Origin of the sequence: Flavobacterium erciyesense (genome assembly GCF_018069925.1) — a bacterium.
Classification (GTDB): Bacteria; Bacteroidota; Bacteroidia; order Flavobacteriales; family Flavobacteriaceae; genus Flavobacterium; species Flavobacterium erciyesense.
Genome location: NZ_JAGPXB010000014.1, coordinates 12,923 through 29,779, shown reverse-complemented (window position 1 = coordinate 29,779; position 16,857 = coordinate 12,923). Strand labels below are relative to the sequence as shown.

Sequence of the window (16,857 nt, the reverse complement as noted above, 5' to 3'; positions counted from 1 at the left end):
CCTAAAAACATGAACATAGTAAAAATCATAAAATCATGTACACTGCTAACTTTAGCAGCCGTGATGACTGCAAGTTGCAGTGATTATTTAGATGTAGACACCAATCCAAATAACCCTGGTATTTCAACTCCTGGCTTAACATTACCAGTAGCACAAAGAGATCTTGCAAGTTTAAATGCAACTCAAATGACCTACTTAGGTCAATATATCGCATATAACTGGGCAACACCATCAAACTGGTCGTCAAATCAAGAATTTTCAAGATACACTGTAAACTCTGGATTTTATGCTGGAATTTTTGAAACGTCTTATGGTACAATCTTTAGAGATTTAACATACGTTCAAAATTACACAGATCCTGCTGGTTCAACTGATTATAGCGCTTACAAATCAATCGCTACAATCTTAAAAGGTTTTCAATACCAATACCTTGTTGACCTTTACGGAAATGTACCTTACACAGAAGCTAATTTAAGAGCAGGAAACATCACTCCTAAGTATGATGATGCACAAACTGTATACAAAGCAGTTATTGCTGAATTAACAACGGCTGCTACTACAGCACTTAGTGTACCTGCTAATGCGGAGAATCCACATGAAAAAGACATCATCAATGGTGGTGACATGACAAAATGGGCTCAATTCGCAAACACTGTAAAACTGAGAATGCTAGTACGTTTAAGCAACACCAACCAAGATGCTTACATTCGTGCACAAATAGCATTAATTGATGCAAACGGAGCAGGATACATTACAAGTGATATTGCTGCTAATCCTGGTTATGTAGATGATACTAACAAACAAAGCCCATTTTTCGGATACTTCAGAAGACCATCAACTGGTTTAGAAACTGACAGAGGAGATTTTACTGTAGCATCTGACTATACAGTTGGATACTTAACTACAACAAATGACCCAAGATTATCTAGACTTTATGCTGGAGCTACAACTGGAGGCGCTTTCAAAGGTGCTCCTCAAACAACAACGCTGCCAGGTACTGGATTCACATCTAGAGACTTAGCAAAAGTTGGTCCTGGATTATTGGTGAGTGCTACTCAAAACCAAACGATTATGTCGTTACCAGAAAGTTTATTACTTCAAGCTGAGGCCATTTCTAGAGGCTACATAGCAGGTGGTGATGCTGCTGCAAAAGCGAAATACGAACAAGCAGTACGTGCTTCATTTACAAGATTAGCTGTTCCTAATGCTGCTACTGCTGCAACAACTTATTTAGCACAAGATATCCCTAACGTTTCATGGGATTCATCGCCAAACAAAGTTCAAGCGATTATTACCCAAAAATGGGTTGCATTAAACGGTACATCATCTATTGAATTGTGGATTGAGAAAACAAGAACAGGTTTCCCTGCAAACTTACCACAACCTGCAGAAGGTGGAGGAAAGAGACCAGTAAGACTTTTATATCCTTCTTCAGAGATTTCAAGAAACTCTCAAAATGTACCAGCACAAACAGCTGCATCAGCATTCAATGATAATCCATTCTGGAAATAAAATATATAATTATGAAAAAGTATTTATTATCTAAAACCATAGCAGCGATCGTACTTGCAGTATCTTTTACTTCATGTGATGCTATTTTAGACCAAGACGAAACAGACTTTGGAAAAGGTCCAGTTTTGACAACATTTGCACAAACGGCAACAGAAGTGAACATCATTAAAGATGCAGCAAACACTCCAAAAACATTTAGTTTTGACATCTCTTACGCAGGCGGTAAAAACGTTGCTTTAGACAGAGATGTTACCGTAACTATAGCTACTAAATCTACTTCAGAAGCGAAAGAAGGAGTAGAATTTGAACTACCTGTGAAAACATTTACAATTCCTGCAGGGCAAACAAGCGCTCAAGCATCTGTAAAAATTCTAACTGGTGGTTTGGTACCGTTTGATTTTAAAGATATTGTTTTAGAAATCGTTGACTCATCAGAGTCAGTTGCAGAAAACAATACGATTACTATCACAGTGAAAGCACTTGGAGCAAACAGTTTAGCAGGTAGATATGAAGTGTTAGAAGGAACTTACTTCAGAATTGGAGTAAATACTCCAGGGAGTGCTTCACCAGTTGGAGCGACGCGTGTAATTGAAGCGTTAAGCGAAACTTTATACAAGCATACTGAATATGTTGGTAATTTCTCTGGAAACAACTGGTATTTTACAGTTGACGCCAATAACAAAGTAACTGTTTTAACAAAGGATCCTTTTACAGGCGAGCCAACATTATTAAACGGTGTTGCAGCAATTTCTTGTGAAACAAATCCAACAAGCTTGACACTTTCTAAATGTGGGACTTCTAATGTTGTCGAAAGAACAAACAACAGAAAAGACGTTATTAAACTTACTGTCGGATACAATCCAGCTGCACCAAGAGAATTCTATGAAGTAATTCGTAGATTAGAGTAATCAACTCTTAATTTTGATTAATAAGCCACCCCTTATCGGGGTGGTTTTTTTTTGACTATAATCCTCGAAAAACAAAAGTTAAAAATACTTCTAACCCAAGCCACATCACTTTGTAACCCCAAAAAAAACATTTGAGGATAAATCCAAAATTAGCTCTAAGACAAAGAGTAAATTCTGCCTCGCGATAAGAGATAAATTCAATTATTGCTTAAACCATGAAACCAATACCCACTTGAGATAAGCGCTACTTATTAGTTGAAAAATTCAACATCCATTTAGCCTAATTGAAGCATCGCTCTTATTCCAAAAACAGTAATAAACGGGAATATTCAACATTGTATAGATACAATTAATCTTACACTATAAACACAATAATTCACAACAAACACACATTATTCACAACATTTTTTGTTAAAAGATAATTTATAACAATTTAATTAGGAAAGTTAACAAATAATTAAGAGTTTTGCCTTACTAATCAAAACAATTAAATAATGAAACTAAAGTTCAATGGATTTTTAGTACTACTAGCAGTACTACTAGCGCAACTAACCTTTGCGCAAGAGAGAGCAGTTTCGGGAACTGTGACGGACAATGCAGGCATGCCAATACCAGGCGTAAGTGTATTAGTCAAAGGAACTACAACTGGAACTCAGACTGATTTTGACGGAAAATTTTCTATCAAAGCAAGCCCAACTAGCATCATATTGTTTAGTTTTATTGGGATGAAAAATCAGGAGGTTGTTGCGAAATCAGCAAACCTGAATGTTAAAATGCAGAACGAAACTACGGAACTTGAAAGTGTAGTAGTAACTGCCCAAGGTATTAAAAGAGAGAAAAAATCTCTTGGTTATGCCGTTAGTGAAATCAAATCTGCAGCAATTGAACAAAGAGCTGAAGGCGATGTAGCCAGGGTTTTAACTGGAAAAGCCTCCGGTGTTATCATCAACCAAACTAGTGGTATTTCTGGTTCTGGTACAAGTATTAACATTAGAGGACTGAATTCAATCTCTGGAAACACACAACCATTATTCATTGTGGATGGAGTTCCTTTCTCAAGTGACACAAATGCATCTGGGAACTTTGCCGATGGAAACTCAGGGTCAAGCCGTTTTCTTGACTTAGATCCTAATAACATCGCAAACGTAAATATCCTAAAAGGCTATGCTGCCACTACCCTATATGGTACAGCAGGACGAAATGGAGTAATTTTAATCACTACCAAAGGTGGTTCAACTAAAAAAGGAAGTAAGAAAAATGAGATAACAGTAAACCAATCATTATTTTTTAATGAAATAGCTTCTTTACCAGACTATCAAAATACATTTGGTAACGGATTTGACCAAGCTTACGGAAACTTCTTTTCAAACTGGGGACCTGGATTTTATAAAGATGGCCTAGGTGGTTATGCCGCAACAGGATCAGGAATCGCGGCTGATGGAACCATTTTACACCCTTATAGTAGACCTGCGCTAGCGTCTGTTTTTCCAGAATACCAAGGCTTGCGTATACCATATAAACCAGCAACTAATAACGTTAAAGATTTTTTTAGAACTGGGGCTGTTGTCAATACTAGTGTAAACTTAGCAGGCGCATCTGAAAACGGAAACACTTCATACAATTTCAACTTTGGAAACTTAAATGACGAAGGGTTTACTCCTGGAAATGTTTTGCAAAGAACCTCTTTTAGTGCAGGAGGAAGATCTAAATTGAGTAATAAATTTACTATCAGCGGAACAATGAATTTCTCAAGAACTGATTTTACAACTCCACCAGTAGCTAGAAGTAACGGTTCAGGTGTTGCCGGTTCAGGTTTGTCTATTTTTGCTGATATTTTCTATACACCTCGAAACGTTGATTTGCAAAACTGGCCATCACAGCATCCTATAACTGGAGCAAACTTAAGCTATCGTTCTGGAAACGACATTGTGAATCCATATTGGACTCTTAACAACTCGTCAGTAAACCAATTAACGCACAGAACATTTGGAAACACTGCATTGGAGTATGAAATAAACAGCAACTTAAAATTAAACTACCGTTTAGGATTTGACTTTTATAATGAAAGAAATAGCTCTTACACAAATGTTGGTGCTCCTAGAGGACCGGTTTTAGGAAACTATAGAACAGTTGATAACAACAATTTGATCTGGGATCACAACTTGATGCTGAATGGAAACTATGATTTAACAGACGAAATAGGGCTTAACTTTACTGCAGGTGCTACTTCAAGATATCAATCTTATGACAGACAAGGTGTATTTAGTGAAGGTCAACAAGTTTTTGGAATTCAAAGACATTATAACTTTAGTACTCAATCACCTATTCAATATACCGAAAACAAAAACATCGTTGGTATTTATGGATTGGCTGAGTTCAATTATCAAAAATACTTGTATGTAAATTTGTCAGCTCGAAAAGACTGGGTTTCTAACACGTTTATCAACAGTATAATTTACCCAGCAGGAAGCATCTCTTTTATTCCAACAGAAGCTTTCTCTTCAATGACAAGTAACAGAGGATTAAACTTCTTAAAATTACGTGCTAGTTATGGAACTTCTGCCGGATTCGCAGATTCATACCCAGTTGCTAATACTATTGAAGGAAATCCGAGAGCATTTTCAGACATTAACGGCGTCATAAGCGCTTCACAACAGGCAAGTTCACGCTTAGGAAATAGCAACCTGCGACCTGAATTACTCAGTGAATACGAATTTGGATTTGATTCGAAATTTTTCGATAACAGAATTGGCTTAAATGCTTCCTATTTTTTAAGAGAAACAAAAAATTTAATTACCGAAACACCTATTGATCCATCAAGTGGTTTCTTATCTACTTTTACTAATATTGGACTATTGAAAGGTAATGGTTTAGAAATTGAACTTGATCTTCACCTAGTGAAAAATGACGATAAGGGATTCAATTGGGACTTATCAACAAACTTCTTCAAGGGAGAAATGATTGTAAAAGATCTTGGTGAATTAGAAAGAATTACAACGGCAGGTTTTACCAACTTAGGTAACCAAGCTATCGAAGGCCAACAAGTTGGCGTTATGGTTGGGTCTAGAATTAAAAGAGACGCTAATGGTAATTTTGTAGTTAACAGCGTGGGTGATTACGCTATTGAAGCAGGTCCATTTATCATTGGAAACCCAAATCCTGACTTTACTTTGAATACTACTAACACATTCACTTTCAAGAATTTTAACTTAAACTTCTTAATAAGCTATGTAAGTGGTGGTGATGTATATTCTCAAACTACTGCCGCGTTGCTAGGTAGAGGTTTAACTACCGATACTGTTGACAGATTACAAACGTTCGTTTTACCTGGCGTAAAAGAAGACGGAACACCAAACGATATTCAAATCAACAACTCAACATACTACTTTAACAATATTGCTTTCGGACCGGACGAACTTAGCGTTTACGACGGATCTGTAGTACGTTTGAACGAGGTATCATTGGGCTACACATTACCAACTAAATTTTTAGAAAAAACACCTTTCGGTTCACTTAGTTTTAGCGTAGCAGGTTACAACTTGTACTATAACGCATTCAACACTCCAAAAGGCGTAAATTTTGATCCAAACGTTGTTGGTACCGGAGTAGGAAACGGAAGAGGTTTCGATTTCTTAAACGGGCCGAGCGGTAAAAGATATGGTTTTAGTATAAAAGCTTCTTTCTAAAAAACACACATGAACATTATGAAAAAAATATTAAAAACAGCAGGTTTACTTATTGCACTAATAAGTATCGTGACTTTCTCCTCGTGCGAAACCACAAACCTAGAATTAACAGAAGATCCGAACGCATTACCGGAAACTGCAGCTAATCCAGACTTATTATTAAACAAAGTACAAACAGAGTTTGCAGTAGCAATGCAAAGTTTCGGTACAGTTGGAGCTGAAGTGAGCCGATTAAAATACATGTTTGGTAGAAGTTATCAAGATGACGCCTACTCGGCAAGCACATTTAACGGTACTTGGGCAAGTGCGTATGCAGTAATTTTGAAAAACAATCGTTTAATAGCTCCTATTGCTGAAGAAAAAGGTTTAACCAAGCACATCGCGATAGGTCAGGTAATCGAGGCGTACACAATTGTAACTCTTGTGGATTATTTTGGAGATATTCCTTACTCTGAAGCAGTAAGCACGACAAACCTTACTCCAAAACTGGACGCGGGCAGAGATGTATATGCTGCAGCCTTATCATTATTAGATAAAGCAATTGTTAACTTCAATGCAACTTCAACAGCTACTCCAGCAATCGATTTCTATTACGATAAAAATTGGGCAAAATGGATTAAATTAGCAAACACAATAAAACTTAAAATTTATCTGCAAACTAAGCTAGTTGATCCAACTGCAATAACAAAGTTTAATACCATCATTTCATCAGGTTCTTTCATAGGTACAGGAGAAGATTTTGAATTCAACTGGGGTATTAGCAATTCAAATCCTGACTCTAGGCATCCGCTTTACATCGCCAATTACACTCCTTCAGGAATAGAGGATGGTTACCAAGCTAACTGGTTGATGAATGAAATGAAAAACGGAAAAACAGCTCAAGATCCAAGAATGAGATATTACTTCTACAGACAAGTAAACACAGTTCCTGTGAGTGAGCAAGACTTAAGATGTACTGTAGAGCCTGCACCTGCGCACTATGCAGCTGGCGGATATGTATACTGTCGTATTGACTCTGATCAAGGATACTGGGGAAGAGACCATGGAAATGACGAAGGAATTCCAAATGACAGACAAAAACGTACCGCTGTTGGTGTTTATCCAGCCGGAGGTAAATTTGATGACAATACTTTTAGAGCAATAAACGGCCTTACGTTTGGTGCAGCTGGAGGTGGAATAACGCCAATAGTTTTAGCATCTACAGTTGATTTTTGGAGAGCTGAAGCAGCGCTATCTACAGGAGGAACTGGTGATGCTCGAGCATTTATGACCGCAGGTATCCAAAAATCCTTGACTAAAGTACGAGGATTTATTACAAGAGATAAAACTGCAATTGCCTCTTTTGCACCTGCTCTAAGCGCAGATACGAATTATATAAATGCTGTAACAGACAAATATGAAGCTGCAACAAGTAACGCCGAAAGACTAGATGTTGTAATTACAGAGTTTTTTATATCACTTTTTGGAAATGGTACAGATGCTTACAATGCCTACCGCAGAACGGGATTTCCTAGAAGAATTCAACCAAACATAGATGAAAAAGCAGATGGTTTCATTCGCTCTTTCTTATATCCTGCAGATGTAACTGGTACTAATCCAAACATAAAACAGAAAGCTAAAGTAACGCAACGTGTTTTTTGGGATACTAATCCTGAAACAGGTTTCCCATTTGGTAACTAAAAAAAATAAATCATGAAAAAATTAATAAAATACCTTAGCGTTGTAGTTCTATCTACTTATTTGTTCTCATGTAGTGAGGGAGATAATCCTGTAGACTTTGTTCTAGAAAACACTGTAAATGGTGGTGGAGCACTTCGCACAATTAAAGTAGACAACCCAAGTATCGCTCTTGGAGATGCAAACGCTAAGTTTCAAGTAACCCTAGAAGTTCAAGACAAAAACGATGGCAAGGATACTGAAAGAGTTGATGTTTACGTTTCATTTGTTGACAATTCTGCCGGAAATGGTACAAATCCAAAAGCTGAAGGACTACTTAAATCAATTGCAGCAGCAAACTTTACAGCTGGAACAAGAGAATTACCTCAAGCTGTTATCAGTGTAACAATTGCAGAATTGAAAACTAAACTTGGCTTAACTGATGCACAGTACACCGGTGGAGATCAATTTGTAATTCGTTTGGCACAAGTTCTAAAAGACGGGCGCGTATTTACAAGGTCTAATTCAAACACCAACGTAGTTGGAGGCGCTTATTTTGCATCTCCATTTCAGTACAGTGCCAATGTGGTTTGTCCAATAACAGAAAGTCTAGCTGGTACGCATACGTACGTTACTACAAATATGAAGGCTGCAGGAGCGGCTTGCGGGACATCAGTATCTGGAACAGTTCGATTTACTGAGACTGCAACACCAGGAGTTTACGCTATAAGTGATTTATCATTTGGAATGTTCGGATCTTCGTGCTACGGTGACAATCCAGCGAACAGTGCAGGCTCAAGAGTTACTTGGTTTTGTAATAATTTAGTTGCTAGTGGTACAGACCAATATGGTGACTCATACACTTACACCATTACAGCTGCTTCAGGCAATACAATTACTTTAAACTGGAGAAGTACTTATAACGATTCAGGTACAACTACAATCACTAGACAAGGTGGTGCCAATTGGCCAGCAATCTTCACACGCTAAAAAAGTGATGAATTTTACAACTAAAACCACCCCTTTTTCGGGGTGGTTTTTTTTTATATCTTTGCCACATGGAAAAAGAACATCAAATATTTGGAATAAGAGCAATAATCGAAGCCATACAATCTGGCGCAACGGTTGACAAAGTATACATTCAAAAAGAGGCTAGTAGCGAACTCATGAAAGACTTAATGAAAGTCATGAAGCGAGGCAATATTAACTTCTCTTACGTTCCTGTCGAAAAACTCAACCGCTTAACACCAAACAATCACCAAGGTGCTGTGGCTACCATCTCCCCTATTTCATTCTTTGACCTAGAAACATTAATTGAAACGGTTATTGAAAACGGCAAAAAGCCTTTGTTTTTAATATTAGATCAAATATCTGACGCACGTAATTTTGGTGCCATCATAAGAACTGCAGAGTGTACCGGCGTTAATGGAATAATTGTTCAAAAAGCAGGTTCAGCACCTGTAAATGGTGACACCGTTAAAACCTCAGCCGGAGCAGTTTTTAACATTCCTATTTGTAAAGTAGAACATATTAAAGACGCGCTTTTTTTACTGCAAGCTAGCGGAATAAAGACAGTCGCTGCCACTGAGAAAACGGACCAAAACATTTACGATATAGCCTTAAATGAGCCAGTGGCTATTATCATGGGTTCGGAGGATAGAGGTGTAAACCCATCTGTTTTGAAGTTGGTTGATGAAAAAGCTAAACTACCAATGTTTGGAACTATAGGATCATTAAACGTGTCTGTAGCTTGTGGCGCATTTTTGTATGAAGCGGTTAGACAACGTCAATAAATAACAAAATCACATTATAAAAAATGAACTATTGCTCCGGCTCTAGTTCATTTTTTTGTTTTACATGATATACCACCAATGCATTTGAAGTAAAATAAGATAAACTTGTAACTTGTTCCTCAAGCACTTCTGGCTCTTCTGGAGGCGGCAAGTTTACAAAATTTCCATTTGCATCAAACCGCTGCATAAACTTATCTTCGGACGGGTCGTAGTCTGGCTTTTCCCATTCGTATTTTGGTGTTTTTTTAAACTTTGGCGTTGCAAAACTAACCGCCAAGAAACAGCCCGTTAGCAATCCAGACAAATGCCCTTCCCAGGAAACAGACTGCCCTTCTGTAACGTCAGGCATAGGAAAAACGTACCAAACCAAACCACCATAAACTACAATGATAGCTAATGAGAGCGCTACTAATCGGTAATATCTAGTTTGGATTCCTTTAAAAAAAATAAAACTGAACAATACATAGATTAATCCGCTAGCGCCAATGTGGTAATTCGATCGACCAATTAACCACGTCAACAGTCCTGAACCTAAGATTCCTAATACAATCACCTTGTTTGCTTGACCTGCGTAAAAAAACTGTAGGCAAGATAACAAAACAATCAACGGAATAGTATTATTATAAAGATGCTCCAAGTCAGCGTGAATAAATGGGCTAAACAACACGCCTTGCAACCCTGAAGCTGTTCGAGGTAAAATGCCGTTTTCTACAAAATCAAAATCGAATCGAATTTGTAACCAATAAACCAACCAAATCATAAAAACAAAGACGAAAGGAAACCAAACAACCTTGTTTGTATATTTAAATTCATTTTCCATAATTAACAAAATTGTTTCAAACCAACTTCAAAAATGTATCCAAACCACACAGCGTGCTATTTTGTCAGCAAGGCATCAAAATCAATTTATGCTTTTTTGACATCTTATCAACTTAAATCAGTTCTAACAACAAAAAGCCAAAGACTTTTAATAAAAATAGTAATTTTACATTTTAATTTAAATCGTTACATTTTTACAAAAGTGAGCGATTTGTAAGCAAACAAACCTCAATGGACGCTCCACTTGCAGAACGCATACGCCCCCAAAAACTGGAGGATTACATCAGCCAACTACACCTTGTAGGACCTGAAGGGTCATTAACACAACAGATCAACCGTGGCAGTATTCCCTCTTTAATATTTTGGGGACCGCCTGGAACGGGTAAAACTACCTTGGCACAAATCATAGCACAAGAATCAAAACGTCCGTTTTATATATTGAGCGCCATTAATTCTGGTGTAAAAGATATCAGAGATGTCATTGAAAAAGCCAAGCAAAGTGGCGGACTTTTTACAGCTAAAAATCCGATTCTTTTTATTGATGAGATTCATCGGTTTAGCAAATCGCAGCAGGATTCGTTATTAGCCGCTGTAGAGAAAGGTTGGATTACACTTATTGGTGCTACAACTGAAAACCCAAGCTTTGAAGTAATTCCTGCACTTTTGTCGCGTTGTCAGGTTTATATTTTAAATGCCTTTACAAAAAATGATTTAGAATCCTTGTTGGAACGTGCCATCAAACAAGATAAAATACTCGCAACCAAAAATATTGTTTTGCAAGAAACAGAAGCCTTACTGCGACTTTCTGGTGGCGATGGCCGAAAATTATTGAATATTTTTGAGCTAGTGATTAACGCCTCAGCATCTGAAGATATTACCATAACCAATGATCTCGTTTTTTCATTGGTACAACAAAATACCGTTTTGTATGATAAAACAGGTGAACAGCATTACGATATTGTATCCGCTTTTATCAAGTCTATTCGAGGGAGCGATCCTAATGGAGCCGTGTATTGGCTAGCGCGAATGATCGAAGGTGGCGAAGATGTAAAATTTATTGCGAGACGGATGCTTATTTTGTCGAGTGAAGATATTGGTAACGCCAACCCTACCGCCTTTATCATGGCGAATAACACTTTTCAAGCCGTAAGTACTATTGGCTATCCTGAAAGTAGAATTATACTCAGTCAGTGTGCGGTTTACTTGGCTACCTCGCCTAAAAGTAATGCTTCTTACCTAGCCATAGGAACGGCGCAGCAGCTCGTAAAGCAAACTGGAGATTTACCAGTGCCCATTCACTTGCGTAATGCACCAACCAAACTCATGAAAGAACTGGGATATGGGGAAGAATACAAATACTCTCATGATTACGACAATAATTTTGCTGAACAAGAATTTTTACCTGATGCCTTGAGCAAAACTCCAATTTATGTTCCTGGAAATAACTCGAGAGAAAACAGTATTCGTGAATTTTTAAAAAATCGCTGGAAAGACAAATACGGATATTAAAACTATAAAAAAAGCCAGAACAATTTCTGGCTTTTTTATTGTGTGACAATTACGAAATTTAAAACTTGACGTTTACTTTTTCGGATAGTAAGACATCATTTTTATAATATTCAAAATACCATTGTCCGTCTTTTAAAAGTAAAGAACCTTGCAATTCTCCTTTGATTGCAATAAATGAGTTAGGCTGAGAAGTTTTCATTAATTTCATCACTACTTTCGGAGTACTATCAATCAATTGAAACCCAGTCGCTGTTGCTTGCGCATACAACAAATCAGCACCCGAAGTCACAGACGCTGTGGAAGCAGAAGGAGCAACAACAACCTCGCTCGACTTTGGAGCGCTCATTTGCTCCACCGGTTTTGCGACAACTATTTCCTGAGCAACTACTGCTGCGCCACTGTATTGGTATGCTAAAGCTAAAACCGATTCAAACGCTTCATTTAAAGCTTCAGTATACGCAACTTTATACTCTTTTTCTTTACTCTTCCCAACTTCAGATTCAAATACCACTTTTTCATTGCAATCTTTTAATTGCACGACTAATTTGGTAGTCAAAAAATTACTTTGATTGAGGACAGTAGCATACAACAAATTACAACGGTCATTAAAACTACTTGGTATACTTTCTTTATTGTAAAAAACCTGAAATCCTGCTTTTTCTAAATTAAACTTGGTCAAAGTATTGAGTCTATATTGATTATCTTGTTTTAGCCAATCGTACTTTACGGGAACTATCACAGCTTTGTAATCATTGATAGACTGTGCTTTAGACAAGCTACAAACCAACATAAGGGCAACTAATAAATATTTTTTCATGATTATAAATGTTTTTTTAGGTCTAATAAATGAGTGATGTGTTTGATGTCGTTTGGAACTTCTAGCTTTGCTTCATTAAAGAAAATAGCATCTAAACCGGCATTAAGTGCTCCGTAAACATCGGCCTCCAAGCTATCACCAATCATAACACTGCGTTCTTTAGAAGTATTTGCAACCTCTAATGCATATTCGAAAATAGCAGTATTCGGTTTTTTTACACCCGCCAATTCACTATTGGTTAAGGTCTTAAAATACTTGACTAAATTAGCATTAGCCATCTTTTTTTCTTGCACTTTAGCAAAACCGTTGGTAATAATATGAAGTTGATAGCGATCGGAAAGGTAATCTAAAATTTCAAAGGCTCCTTCAAATAAATGATTGTTCTCTGGTAGAAGAGTAATGTAGTCGTTCGCTACGATTTCAATTTCAGCATCAGTGATGTGATAACCAATAGCATCAAATGATTGCTTTAATCTGTTATAACGCAGTTCGTCGTGCGTAATTTTGTCAAATTGGTATAACTTCCAACATTCTTGGTTAATAGGAACATACTGCTCAATAAAGTGTGGTGTATGTACCTCGGGAAAACGATTTTTGAATATTTTATCAAATGTTAGTTCTGAGTTTTTGTCAAAATCCCACAAGGTATGATCAAGGTCAAAAAAAACATCTGTAATTGTGTTATTTTTCATGGTGTAATTTACATTAATCCTTCGTCAGCAAAACTAAAATAACTTCTTTCAGTTACAATAAGATGGTCTAACACTTTTATTTCGAGACTTTCGCCTGCTGTTTTTACTTTTTTGGTAATTTGTTTGTCGGCATCACTCGGCACTAAAGTTCCCGATGGATGATTGTGACACAATATTAATGCTGTTGCGCCCATTTCTAGTGCCATTTTGTAAACCAATCGAACATCGACCAAGGTTCCTGTGATTCCTCCTTTGCTGAGTTGCGATTTATAAATTACTTTGTTAGAATTATTCATGTAAATCACCCAAAACTCTTCGTGCGGCAATTCGCCAATGATGGGTTGCATGATCTCAAAAATAATTTTACTTGAAGTTACTTTGGTGAGCTCCGTGGCTTCTTCTGCACGCCTTCTTCTACCTAATTCTAAAGCTGCAATGATGGCAATTGCTTTGGCCTCGCCTATTCCTTTGAACTGGGTTAATTGAGCCAATGATAATTTTCCGAGTGCATTTAGATTAGAGTCGACACTAGCCAAAATGCGTTTGCTCAAAGCAACAGCCGATTCGTTTCGACTACCCGATCCAATCAAAATAGCAATCAGCTCTGCATCACTTAAAACGCTTTTGCCCTTGAGCATTAATTTTTCCCGAGGTTTATCGTCTTCGGACCAATTAGTAATCGGAAAAAAAGATTGCTCCCCCATTTGAATATCCTTTAAATTGTTTTACGCATACAAACACTTAAATCTCGGCCCTCGTACGGAGGATAATTCTCTACTCCATCAAAGCCAAAACTTTTATATAAAGCAATAGCTGCTGTTTGTTTCACCAAAGTTTCTAAAATTAAACTCGTGAACCCTAAAGCTGCTGCATTTTTTTCTAACTCCTGCAACATGTGCTGTGCAAGACCGAAACCTCGATGTTCAGGACTCACAAACATCCGCTTGATTTCGACCGAATTGGTATCGTACTTTTTAAAACAAGCACAGGCTACCGCTACATCATTTCGAAATACCAACACAACATTCGGATTGAATTCAATAATATTGTTACCCCAATAATCCGCTTTTAGTTCAGGATAGGTTTCCCATAAGCTTTGGTCTAACAATCTCACTAACTTTCTGAAATCAGGATTATCACTATTGGTATTTTCTAAACGATACAACGTATTCATCTTTTTTGAATTATTGAATAATTTGTTTTACCTCATCAAAATTCAATCCGCCATAATTACCCGAGCTCATCAACAGCAAAGCTGAATTGTCTAAATCAAGATTAAACAAATAGTCTTTAAAATCTTGTGGATTGGTATAAATCACTAAATCTTCGCGATTGAAAGCCTTGGCAATTTGCTCATAAGTCACCTCTTCTAACTGTTTAATTCTTACCGCATCTGGCGAATAAAAAACTACTGCGACATCAGCGTGATTTAATGCACCTTCATATTCTTTTAAGAATTCAGCATTCAAACTGCTATAGGTATGCAACTCTAAGCAAGCCACCAATTTTCGGTTCGGATACTGTTCTTTTACTGCCTTTGTAGTTGCAGACACTTTACTTGGCGAATGTGCAAAATCTTTATAGGCAACTTTGCCTTTACCTTCAGCTATTTTTTCTAAACGTTTAGAGGCTCCTGTAAAACTAGCAATGGCTTCATAGAAATCAGCTTCATCTACACCCATGTTTTGGCAAATCCATTTGGCTCCCGCTAAATTATTCAAATTATGAGCGCCAAAAACTGCAATAGGCATTGCTCCATCAGGGGTTTCTAATAAAGTTACTCCGTCAGCAACTGTGTAATCAGGGGTGCTGTATGCCATTTTACGGATAGGATTAGTTGCCGCTTCAGCTACTCGTTTTACCTCCGGATCATTTTCATTGTAAACTAAAATACCTCCGTTGGTGATTTTTTCGATGAAAATCTCAAATTGATTCACGTAATTTTCATACGTTGGAAACACGTTAATGTGATCCCAAGCAATTCCTGAAATCAAAGCAATATTCGGCTGGTATAAATGAAATTTTGGACGGCGATCAATAGGTGACGACAAGTATTCATCGCCTTCGAGTACGATAAAATCATTTTCTTCTGTGAGATGTACCATCGTATCAAAACCTTCTAATTGTGCACCAACCATATAATCGACTGCAATATCGTGGTAATGCATTACATGTAAAATCATTGATGTAATAGTAGTTTTTCCGTGTGAACCACCAATTACGACGCGCGTTTTATTTTTAGACTGCTCGTATAAAAATTCTGGGTAAGAGTAAATCTTTAAACCCAATTCTTGTGCTTTTAACAATTCAGGATTGTCTGCTTTGGCATGCATTCCTAAAATTACGGCATCAATATCTTGTGTAATTTTTTCAGGAAACCAACCTAATTCAACAGGCAAAATTCCTTTTTTTTCTAAACGTGATTTTGAAGGTTCAAAAATAGCATCGTCGCTACCTGTTACTTGATATCCTTTGTTGTGTAAGGCTAAAGCAAGATTGTGCATGGCACTGCCTCCGATAGCTATAAAATGTGTACGCATTCTGATATTGAGTTTATAATTATTGGCTTAAACAAGAATTTTAATCTTGTTGTTTGCTCGAATAGGTTTCTAAAATAGTTTTTGCTTTTTCTGGTTCGCGCATTTTGTTTTTGTACAAACTAGCTAATTTTTGGTAACTGGTTTTTGAACCGCCTACCTGAATGGCTTTTTTGTACTGTACTTCGGCATTTTTATAGCGCTTAAAATATTCTTCAATGTGCCCGCGCGATAAATATCCATCTACAGGTGACAAGCGCAACAATTCATTCGAATATTTAATGGCTTTAGACTCGCTCCCTCCTACTATTCCGGGTAATTGAATATACAATTCTATCAAAGCCCATCTTGAATCGATGTGTTTCGGGTTGAGTGCTATTGCTTTTTCAAATGAAGTTTTTACCTCATCAATCATTCCTAACGCCCTAAATTTATTGGCATCTTTTGCTTTCATACCTAGGGCACCACCGTATTTATAAAAGTAGTTTGCTTCTGAGGGCTTGCTTACCTTTAATTTTTTGTAATAGGATATCGCTTTATCCCAATCTTTATTTTGACCTGCAATATCTCCTAAATACTCAATTGCTTTTAAATCGTTTGGATTGTTTTTTAAACAAGATAAAAAACCCTCTTCGGCTTGGCTGTATTTGCCTTCTTTGAAGAGTTTTTCTGCTTTATCAAAATTAGACTGAGACCATATCATCGCTGGTAGCAATAAAAGTAAATAAAGAAATTGTTTCATAATTCAAAAATAGGTAATTAAAATAAATAAGAGCAACAATTTAAAAAGCAATCCCTTTTTAAACTGAATACACTTCGAAATCCTCTTCTTTGAAAAAAGGAATTACAAGCGTTGGTTGCAAAGTTCTTGCCAAATATTTGGAATCTAAAGATTGAAAAGTCTGAAGCCTTAAAAAATTAATGGTGG

Annotated in this window: 14 protein-coding genes; 7 read left to right on the top strand and 7 right to left on the bottom strand. The window is 37.0% G+C overall.

Annotated elements, in window-relative coordinates; translation table 11 throughout:
• Positions 1 to 9: 9 nt before the first annotated feature.
• The 6 genes from KBJ98_RS12745 (at position 10) to rlmB (ending at position 9,555) form a co-directional block, all read left to right on the top strand.
• Positions 10 to 1,512: a SusD/RagB family nutrient-binding outer membrane lipoprotein gene (locus KBJ98_RS12745; RefSeq protein ID WP_210791223.1), complete on the top strand. Its 1,503-nt coding sequence runs from the start codon at positions 10 to 12 to the stop codon at positions 1,510 to 1,512.
• Between the two features lie 11 nt (positions 1,513 to 1,523).
• A complete protein-coding gene (locus tag KBJ98_RS12740; RefSeq protein WP_210791221.1) occupies positions 1,524 to 2,420 on the top strand; it encodes a hypothetical protein in 897 nt (298 codons plus the stop codon).
• A 494-nt stretch (positions 2,421 to 2,914) separates the two neighbouring features.
• Positions 2,915 to 6,106, top strand: coding sequence for a SusC/RagA family TonB-linked outer membrane protein (locus KBJ98_RS12735; protein WP_210791220.1), 3,192 nt, complete (start codon positions 2,915 to 2,917; stop codon positions 6,104 to 6,106).
• Positions 6,107 to 6,124: 18 nt separating this feature from the next.
• Complete coding sequence (locus KBJ98_RS12730; protein WP_210791219.1) at positions 6,125 to 7,786, top strand: SusD/RagB family nutrient-binding outer membrane lipoprotein; 1,662 nt, start codon at positions 6,125 to 6,127, stop codon at positions 7,784 to 7,786.
• A 12-nt stretch (positions 7,787 to 7,798) separates the two neighbouring features.
• Positions 7,799 to 8,752, top strand: coding sequence for a hypothetical protein (locus tag KBJ98_RS12725; RefSeq protein ID WP_210791218.1), 954 nt, complete (start codon positions 7,799 to 7,801; stop codon positions 8,750 to 8,752).
• Between the two features lie 68 nt (positions 8,753 to 8,820).
• Entirely contained in the window at positions 8,821 to 9,555 is a 735-nt protein-coding gene (gene rlmB / locus KBJ98_RS12720; protein ID WP_166138122.1) for a 23S rRNA (guanosine(2251)-2'-O)-methyltransferase RlmB, read from the top strand.
• Positions 9,556 to 9,583: 28 nt separating this feature from the next.
• Here the strand turns inward: rlmB and KBJ98_RS12715 are convergent, their stop codons facing one another.
• Positions 9,584 to 10,375: a rhomboid family intramembrane serine protease gene (locus KBJ98_RS12715; protein ID WP_210791217.1), complete on the bottom strand. Its 792-nt coding sequence runs from the start codon at positions 10,373 to 10,375 to the stop codon at positions 9,584 to 9,586.
• A 230-nt stretch (positions 10,376 to 10,605) separates the two neighbouring features.
• On the opposite strand from KBJ98_RS12715, the gene KBJ98_RS12710 reads away from it, so the two are divergent.
• Positions 10,606 to 11,883 carry a replication-associated recombination protein A gene (locus KBJ98_RS12710; RefSeq protein WP_210791216.1) on the top strand — a complete coding sequence of 426 codons (1,278 nt, stop codon included), beginning with the start codon at positions 10,606 to 10,608 and terminating at the stop codon, positions 11,881 to 11,883.
• A gap of 58 nt (positions 11,884 to 11,941) precedes the next feature.
• On the opposite strand, the gene KBJ98_RS12705 is transcribed toward KBJ98_RS12710, so the two are convergent.
• Genes KBJ98_RS12705 through KBJ98_RS12680 form a run of 6 tightly spaced genes read right to left on the bottom strand, consistent with a single transcriptional unit; the run spans position 11,942 to position 16,671 of the window.
• On the bottom strand, positions 11,942 to 12,700 hold the full coding sequence (locus KBJ98_RS12705) for a hypothetical protein (protein WP_210791215.1): 759 nt from the start codon (positions 12,698 to 12,700) through the stop codon (positions 11,942 to 11,944).
• A gap of 2 nt (positions 12,701 to 12,702) precedes the next feature.
• On the bottom strand, positions 12,703 to 13,392 hold the full coding sequence (locus KBJ98_RS12700; protein WP_210791213.1) for a YjjG family noncanonical pyrimidine nucleotidase: 690 nt from the start codon (positions 13,390 to 13,392) through the stop codon (positions 12,703 to 12,705).
• Positions 13,393 to 13,400: 8 nt separating this feature from the next.
• Positions 13,401 to 14,096, bottom strand: coding sequence for a RadC family protein (gene radC, locus KBJ98_RS12695; RefSeq protein WP_210791211.1), 696 nt, complete (start codon positions 14,094 to 14,096; stop codon positions 13,401 to 13,403).
• 11 nt (positions 14,097 to 14,107) lie between these two features.
• Positions 14,108 to 14,566, bottom strand: coding sequence for a GNAT family N-acetyltransferase (locus KBJ98_RS12690; protein ID WP_210791208.1), 459 nt, complete (start codon positions 14,564 to 14,566; stop codon positions 14,108 to 14,110).
• Positions 14,567 to 14,576: 10 nt separating this feature from the next.
• Positions 14,577 to 15,932 carry a UDP-N-acetylmuramate--L-alanine ligase gene (locus KBJ98_RS12685; protein ID WP_210791206.1) on the bottom strand — a complete coding sequence of 452 codons (1,356 nt, stop codon included), beginning with the start codon at positions 15,930 to 15,932 and terminating at the stop codon, positions 14,577 to 14,579.
• 40 nt (positions 15,933 to 15,972) lie between these two features.
• The gene (locus KBJ98_RS12680) at positions 15,973 to 16,671 is read right to left on the bottom strand and encodes a tetratricopeptide repeat protein (protein ID WP_210791203.1); all 699 of its coding nucleotides are present in this window, start codon (positions 16,669 to 16,671) and stop codon (positions 15,973 to 15,975) included.
• Positions 16,672 to 16,857 lie beyond the last annotated feature (186 nt).